The organism is Methanospirillum sp. (genome assembly GCF_035406105.1).
In the GTDB taxonomy this organism is placed as follows: Archaea; Halobacteriota; Methanomicrobia; order Methanomicrobiales; family Methanospirillaceae; genus Methanospirillum.
The window spans coordinates 1-1973 of record NZ_DAONKG010000317.1 but is presented as its reverse complement, the minus strand read 5'-3'; the positions used below and the strand labels follow the sequence as shown (position 1 = coordinate 1973).

At 49.0% G+C, this 1973-nt stretch carries 3 protein-coding genes; 2 read left to right on the top strand and 1 reads right to left on the bottom strand.

The window, feature by feature from the left end:
• Positions 1-229: hypothetical protein (locus tag PLA23_RS12970; RefSeq protein ID WP_324475463.1), on the top strand; the 229-nt coding region annotated here is incomplete at its 5' end.
• 68 nt (positions 230-297) lie between these two features.
• On the opposite strand, the gene PLA23_RS12965 is transcribed toward PLA23_RS12970, so the two are convergent.
• Complete coding sequence (locus PLA23_RS12965) at positions 298-1644, bottom strand: deoxyribodipyrimidine photo-lyase (RefSeq protein ID WP_324475462.1); 1347 nt, start codon at positions 1642-1644, stop codon at positions 298-300.
• Between the two features lie 90 nt (positions 1645-1734).
• Here PLA23_RS12965 and PLA23_RS12960 point away from each other — a divergent pair.
• A partial coding sequence (locus PLA23_RS12960) for a type II toxin-antitoxin system HicB family antitoxin (RefSeq protein WP_324475461.1) occupies positions 1735-1973 on the top strand: 239 nt, incomplete at its 3' end.

The following is a 1973-nucleotide window of genomic DNA, read 5'->3' as shown; positions in this document are numbered from 1 at the left end:
GGTGACCTCACCCGTAAGAATGGTATCGCAACACAAGGACTTCTCATCCTGCCCATTCTCCTTCCCGGAATGGAGGAGTAAGACAGAATCATCCAATTCATTGCTGAAAAAATTTCTCCCAATACCTGGCTCAATATCATGGACCAGTACTATCCAGTCGGTGATATCAGGAAAAACTGCCCAGACGGTTTTTCTGATCTTCTCCGTCGGGTATCACCTGAAGAAGTGACCAGGGCAATCAGCATTGCACCCGAGATGGGCCGTATCAGGGGCCTTGAATAAGAGAAACAGACCGGATCAGGAGTACTCCTCAAGGATCCGATCGACCCAGCCATCCAGCCTGAACTTCCGCCGCAGTCCTGCCTCATTCATGTACCGGATGGTTCCGAATACCGGTCGTTCCTTCCATGGCCGGTCGTGTTTACCAAAACACCAGGCAACCCCGCAGAACCCGTTCGGGTCCCGTCCGTCCAGTTCATACCGGTTATTGAGGAGCAGAGCTATGTGATATGCCTCTTCAGGTGTTTCGGTCCATTCAATGATCTTTTTCCCCCAGTACATCCGCAGGTATCCATGCAGGTACCCGGTCCGAATCATCGAGTGTTGCATCGCATTCCATGCCCTATCATGCGTCTTACACTGTTCAAAGTCCGCCAGATTGTATGAATACTCCCGTGTATCAATCCGGTGTTTCCCAAGAGTCTTCCTTGTCCATTCCGGCAGTCCTTCGTATCGGTCATACCAGGGATTATACCAGACAAAATTGTGCGATAACTCCCTCCGAACGATGAGTTGTTCAAGGAATGCATGTGTCCCAGGCCCTGGCCGTTCCATTGCCCGGAGCGCTATCTCAAGCGGGGAAATATGGCCGAAATGTACGTATGCACTCAAATATGATGTTGCATGGGCGGTCGGATCATTGTGGGTGGCCTCATACCGGTCAATGGTCCCGGAGAGAAATGCAGAGAGGTAATGTTCTGCAGCGGTCTCTCCTCCAGGAAGGGTATGAGAAGAACTATCATCATTGATTCGTTTCTGTGTGAATTGCTGCTCAGCTCCAACCGGGATATCAGTACATGGCTGATAGTCCGTCGATTTAACCAGTACATGCCGGGGGGCGAGGGGGTGAAGAAAGGCAGGCAGTTGTCTGGTAATTTTTGGCCTGAATGTTCCTGCCGACCATTCTTCTTTTGGTGAAGCTACCTGAACCGGCACGATCAGGTTGGTCTCGACAATCACTACTTTGCAGGGAGCGGCATCAATGACCTTCTGCCTCCATTCCCGCTGAAGCCGGGTCCAGCCCTGATCAGTGACGATCATGCAGGCATCGTCAGCAATCCGGGGGATGATATCAACCGGACTTCCGGATAGGATCTGAAATCCAATTCCCCGCCCGGAGAGAGAACGGTTCACATCCTGAAGACCCTCCCATAAAAACCGGTAATGGACCGGTGTTGCCTCAGGATAGGAGCGGTCAAGGCAGAAGACGACGATAAGAGGTTTTTTTAGATCGTTCGATATTTCGATGGCATATTCAAGGGCATGGTTGTACCTGGACCTGACCGCTGATTGCATCCAGTAGAGGATGTACGAACCCTTCGGTTCCTGTACATTGAAGGAAGTAATGCGTTCAGGCTGAATCATGAGAAATCCAGATGGCACAGATTTTTTATACGGAAATATTACATTATTGTAATATTCAAAGATATGTAGTTCATCATGAGATGAGGACTTATGACTTGCGCATACACGGGAATTATTAAAAAAACTGGAGATTTTTACTTAGGTCTTTGTCTTGAACTCAATGTCGCCAGTCAGGGAGATAATATTGAGGAAGCAACCAGGATGCTTCAGGAAGCATGCCAGGAGTACCTTTCTTTCGTTAAAGAAGAAGGAATAGAAGATGAAATAAAGCCAGTCTCGTTGGACCTGCTCAGAGAGTTCCTTATTGGAGATGAGGAGTCCTCTAATTC